The following is a 5,812-nucleotide window of genomic DNA, read 5'->3' as shown; positions in this document are numbered from 1 at the left end:
TGGCCGCGCCCACGAAACACTGTTCGCGCAGGTGCTCCAGTGCATGCCGCTGCCCCCACGACCGGCGCGCCGACGACCCCGACCGCCCAAGCGGCCCTATCTGATGCCGATGGCGGCGTAGCGGGGGTGGCCGGAATGATGATCAAGGCCTCAGTTTGACATTTCCGGGAGTCGCTTTTTGCACGTTTCAACGCTGGCACTGCGTCATGGCTTTGTCAAGATTCGGTATGGCAGGTTGCGGAAGACGAAAGGAAAGTTTTTGACCGTCGCGAATAGGCCCCTTTGAGGGGCCAGCGACGGAAAGCCCCCGGCTTTGCCGGGGGATCGTTACTCCAGAGCGCTTACCCAGCCTACATCAACGCTCTCAAAGCTTGAGAGAAAGTGCAGATTGCTCTGAAGTACGTCACCCAAGGCGTTACCTTTTGGAGTTGAGTACTCAAGGTAAAGATTGCTATCCGTCGATACAAGGCGACTCATACTTGGGTCAAGACTTGAGATAAAGCGGTCAACTCCATCGGGTGAAAGTACAAGATGTGATCGCAATTGTTTGGGTTGGCGCTCGTCGTTCGAATCGCGACTCCCATCCACAACCATTGCATCACTCGATTGCTGAAGAGAATCAGCATGGTTGGACGCAACGATAATTCCCTGCCCTCCACGGACATACAACCATACGTATTTGAACTCGGATCTCACTGAACCCATTACATAGGCCAAATCTATAGGTGAGATGTGATGAAGTTGAACCCACTGCTGCAACACACCGTTATCTGTTAACCTCTTTTTCGCTAAAGCATAAAAATCTTGGTTATACAAGTTTGCGGCACCAGCAAACCAGATACTTGTAATTTCGATGCTGATCAAGTTGAACTTCTGGGTTTGCGTGAGCAGAAAATTTCGTCCATCTGTGTAGTGCATGCGAACGCCTGGTCTGTCCGTTACTGCGTGGTTAATGCTGCCAAAATGGCGGTTTGCCATCACCACAATGTCCCTAGACAACTCAGCCACATCCACCTGTTTGAAGCCAGATTCGTGAAGCACCCGTGTTGTCATGCCTGTGCCATAACCAATCACTAGCGCTGTGTCGCGAGCAGAAGTATGTAACAAGGGGAACAGTGCAAAAGACTCCTGTGCGACCATTTCACCGCCGGTTGAATCGTTTCCTTGAAACTTCCCGTTGGTAAGTAACGTTGAAACCCCCATTGAGTTCTTTGCCACAGAAGTCAACCCACCCTCCACGCTTTCCGCATGGTCAACTACTTTTCCCCAGCGTTGAGAGGAAAAATAGACGTTGCTGCCTGTGGCAAGGTCGTCATAGTTCCAATGGCTTGGAAAAACCCAAATAGCAGCACATGCTGCGAGCATCGGCGACCATCGCAATGACGTTTTGATCCTCATGGCACTACTCAATACTAAAGAACCTCTATTCACCACAAGCGCCAACAATCCAAGGGAAAGTGCAACCGCTGCTAGTACAAATGCGCTATCGCGAGATCCGAATGTTGGCAGCAGCCAAAACCCGATCAATACGACACCAATAATATTTCCTAAAGTATTTATCCCACTCGCCCGTCCGAGGCCCGTCGCACCACCTCGTGGTGACAACCAGTCCGAGGCCAAACTCATAGCCGCCGGATAACTCATGCCAATAAAAAAGGCTGCCGGCAGCATCGCTGTTCCGCACACCATGGCACGAATAGTTTCCCGAGCGACGAAATCAAGTTGCACTGGGTAGATGGAAAAACTTGAGAAGTAGGAGGGGATGTCATCCCAAGTCTGCGCCGTCACGCCTATGGCAGATGCCACGTTGCACTGGGCCCAAGCAACAAGATCGAGACGCGAAAAACGTTTCATTAACAATTCGCCGGCATGCGATCCCAAGCCAAGGCCCGCAAGGAAAGTTGCAAGCATCAACGCAAAAGCGTAGACGCTGTTGCCCGCGACCACCGCCAAAAGGTGAATGGAATTAACTTCTAGGCCAAGGGTCACCGCGCCACCTACAAACAGGATGGTAAGTGCGGTGACGCCGAATCGGGCGTTAACCGTCGCCACGGTGGACTGATCAACATGTGCGTTGATCAGTCCAATTTCATCTTGCGTACCTTGCACGGGGCGATTACCACGATCAAGTACAAAAAGCGCAACGATGAGGCTCAGGACGGCCGCGAGGTAGGTGCCACCGTTGCGGCCAACAGAGGGAAGAATCAAATAGCCGGCAATGACAGCGCCTACGGCTGCGCCCGTCAAGTTGGCGCCGTAGAGCGGTGCTATAGCGCCTTGGCTGTATACACCCAGTCCACGCAGGTGTTTGAACATAAGCGGCATCGTTGCGCCCATAAGCAAGGTAGGCAGCCCAAGACATATCACGCCCAAACCTATCCTCAAAATGGTTAACCAGCCTGCATCAGGTGGTGTGTCCAAGCTGAAGTTCACGTACACATTCTGGACAAGCGTAAATAAGTTTGGAGTCAGCGCCGCGTACAGACCAATCAAGGCCTCGCAAACTGCGTAAGCACGTAAAGGATTACGTGACCGATCAGCCACATAACCCCCCACCCAAGCGCCGAGCGCCATACCTCCCATATAAGTTGCCAATACGGTATAAGAGGCTAGCGATGAGCTACCAAACGTAACAGCCAAGGCTTTGGCATAGACAACTTCGTAAATTAAACCGGCAATACCCGATGCAGCAAAGGTTCCAATGACCCATAGCGGTGCCGTCACTGCGTGAAGAGGTTGCTCATTTACTGACCGCTGGTTAATGCGGAGAGAACTCTGATTTTTAGACAGTTGTGCCATGTCCCAAAAAACAACTCCCGCGCACACAACACTGAACATTGAAAATATGCGCACAAACCACGCATGCTCTGATATCCACAGTGGCGCAACTCGTAGCGCGATCATCCAAACAAGAAAACAAAGTCCAGCCAGAAAAATCGGTGCCGAGGTCTTCCACTGGTGGCATAAGCGTTCAGGCCAAATAAGGACAGTACCCAAAAACGCAGCATACGGAAGTGCAACAATCAAATCCAAAACGTAATGTTCCCCCGTTGCAATAGTCGCCCAAGCCGTGGCAAGTACCAGTGCCGATGAAAACAAGATTGCCACTCGCAATCTGAGTCCGATAGACAACATCCAAATTAGCAAAGCGCCAGTTAAATGCATTGAAGGCATTGCATTTCGAGAAGCGGGGGGAACGATCACCTGTTTGGCAACGACCCCAAACGCATTCGGCATATTTGCAGGGAATTGGTTATCAAAGAAAGCGTAAGCAGGACCCGACACCGGCAATAATGCGTAGAAAACAAATGCCAATGCAAAGGGAACAACGAGTGTTCGCCAGACACGCAAACTAGTGATCGCATCTTTACGCATCGCCAATCCAACCATGGCGTAAAGTGCAAAAATCAGGACCGCATAGGCCATGTGTGTAAAAGCTTGAACAACGGGTGGCGCGCTGATGTTCAGCAGCGCGCTCTGGGATGCTAGGCCGTTAAATGCACCGTCGATCCGAAAAATATGATAGTCCCAAGTTGCCGGGAAAATAATGCGAGTTACGCCAAGCGCCGCATTGGTCGCGAGCGCCAGTCCCACCACAAGAACCACAAGTTCAGAAAAATCAATAGTCCACCTGAAACATTCAGTTTTTCGCCGAAAAACCAGCCCTGATACCGCATGCATTAGCGCAAGTAGGCCCAGTGGACTCAAAGCAAGGCAGATTACCGAACCCTCGGTATTAAAACTGTCTAAATTATTAAACAGCCATTGGTATAAAAAAGTCGCAAACCCGCCTGCTAAAGCCCACCACGGTTGCCTTGAAGCTGACATCGGCCACCTTTTTCCAAGCCACAGGATAGCCGCCGGCAAGCCAAGAAATGCTCCGACAATAAAGGTCCAGTCCTGCCATTTTGAGTTTGGGAAAAATGACCGCGCGACGGGACCACCAGCCAGCAAGGTGTGCAACAGCTCGGCGACCATGGCCATGACCAGCACAATACCCGCCCACATTCTGAGAGCTTCTATTGGGTATCTTTTCGGGGGGTTTTCGATCATTAATTGTTTCCAAACACAAATTGTTTCTTGGTAGGCTTAAGGTTTCAGACGATAAAAAGGCGCCAACGGCGCCTTTTTATACCCAACAAACCACTCAATTAGGTGCGGCAAGACGCCGGAACAAATTTATCCTCAATGGTGCCTGCAGCCGCGGCAGAGTTTGCATTGGTGCTGCCCGCAGACTTGCAGATCCAGCTAATTGAACCGGCCGACGGAATGGTGCTTCCTGTAGAGGTTCCTACCAACGCAGCACCCGATGCAGCGCTGCCATCCACAGGCGACAAGATCAACGTAGCGCCACTACCGATCGAACTAGCATACGTGATCGTAATCGCGCCACTGGATTGAGCAATTTCAACCTTGGCTACGTTCCTAGTAGCTGCCGGAGCCGTCCACCCACCATCAAACGGAGAAGCATTGGCTGCATTTTCTGCAACTGCAGTTTTGGCAGCGCTCGCAAGTGACAGCCCTTCGGTCACTTTTGCCCGCACCGTGTAATCCTGATATGCAGGCAAAGCCACCGCTGCCAAAATACCGATAATTGCCACAACGATCATCAGTTCGATGAGTGTGAAGCCATTTTGTGCCTGTTGTTTGATGTGCGCGTATTTCATATTTCCTCCAAAAATTCAGTGATAAGACAAGTGACAAGTAGCCAAGGCATCGGCACTCGAATTGCATATGGGCAAAGTACATCAACCGTATGATTTGTTTAGCCTTATTTTACCGCTGGTTGCCTCCTTGTAGATCGTCTCGCCTCCCGAACCATTTAGCCATGCTAGGACAGACAAGGTTTGGACTACCGACGAATCTCCCAAGGCATTGAAAAGTAATTATAAACAGCCTTTAGTGTATGCATTCCGAGTGGCGAGGCCCTGGACAAGTAGCGAAGGCGAAACCAACGCTGCCGATTTCGTTAAAGCAAGTAATATGCCAGACTAGAATCCTTAGTTCTAGGCCTGATGACAGCGGAGAAGCGGGCCATGGCAGCGAAAAATCGCTGCCACAGAAGCTGTGCGGCAGTTGTTTTTAGCTGCTATGATGAAAAACATCAGAACGAAAGGGATAGCATGACCTGCATTAGCCTTCCAACAGCGATAGCCCTAACCGAGTGGAGTGAACGAACCTTTTTCAGAAAATTTTCAGATGGCTCTATGACACGTACTACCGAGAGCGGTAGAGTAATGATCCCTTTGGATTTGATCATGCCTCACCTATGCCTACCGCTAGAGCCTGAGGACATCGAAGTCCTTGAAAAAGCAGACGCAGGAGATGCCGAGGCACAAAATGAACTAGCCTTGATTTTCCTCTCAAACGACAAGCCGAAAAGTGCTGTTTACTGGCTGGAACTAGCAGCCAAACAGAACTTCGCTGATTCCATGAGCTTGCTTAGCCGGTGCTATATGGATGGAAACGGTGTGTCGCATGACAAGAACGTTGGAATTATGTGGCTTGCCAAAGCTGCCGCATTTGGTCATGTCATCGCTCAAGCTCAAATGCAAGCGTTTGAACGCTGGCCTTGATCATCATTCCGGCCAAGGCCCGGTGCTGGGCTTGGTGAAAGTCTTGCGGGAGAGTGGCAGGACCCCCGAAATCTCGTACCCTTGGAAGTGCAAACTCACCGAGGGAGGAGGAAGATGCTCGAAGGTCCTGCCAGGATTGACTATAGCTCAGACACGAGGCCGATGTCACTGCGAGCCTTTTCCAATGTGGTATGAGCCTGAACGAGGCGCGTATTTCCACCCAGGAATGAGCCTGA

3 protein-coding genes are annotated in these 5,812 nt (G+C 50.9%); 1 reads left to right on the top strand and 2 read right to left on the bottom strand.

The features are described 5' to 3' along the window. Nucleotides 1–327: 327 nt before the first annotated feature. Nucleotides 328–4,053: a fused MFS/spermidine synthase gene (locus tag ACCAA_RS02965; RefSeq protein WP_186405763.1), complete on the bottom strand. Its 3,726-nt coding sequence runs from the start codon at nucleotides 4,051–4,053 to the stop codon at nucleotides 328–330. Nucleotides 4,054–4,151: 98 nt separating this feature from the next. Beyond that, nucleotides 4,152–4,667, bottom strand: coding sequence for a pilin (locus ACCAA_RS02960; protein WP_186405762.1), 516 nt, complete (start codon nucleotides 4,665–4,667; stop codon nucleotides 4,152–4,154). Nucleotides 4,668–5,036: 369 nt separating this feature from the next. Between ACCAA_RS02960 and ACCAA_RS02955 the strand changes: the two genes are divergently transcribed. Continuing rightward, the gene (locus tag ACCAA_RS02955) at nucleotides 5,037–5,576 is read left to right on the top strand and encodes a tetratricopeptide repeat protein (protein ID WP_245754406.1); all 540 of its coding nucleotides are present in this window, start codon (nucleotides 5,037–5,039) and stop codon (nucleotides 5,574–5,576) included. The last annotated feature ends 236 nt before the right edge of the window (nucleotides 5,577–5,812 follow it).

The sequence above is a fragment of the Candidatus Accumulibacter aalborgensis genome (assembly GCF_900089955.1).
Classification (GTDB): Bacteria; Pseudomonadota; Gammaproteobacteria; order Burkholderiales; family Rhodocyclaceae; genus Accumulibacter; species Accumulibacter aalborgensis.
The sequence above is the reverse complement of the archived record's forward strand: the minus strand, read 5'-3'. Positions and strand labels throughout refer to the sequence as shown.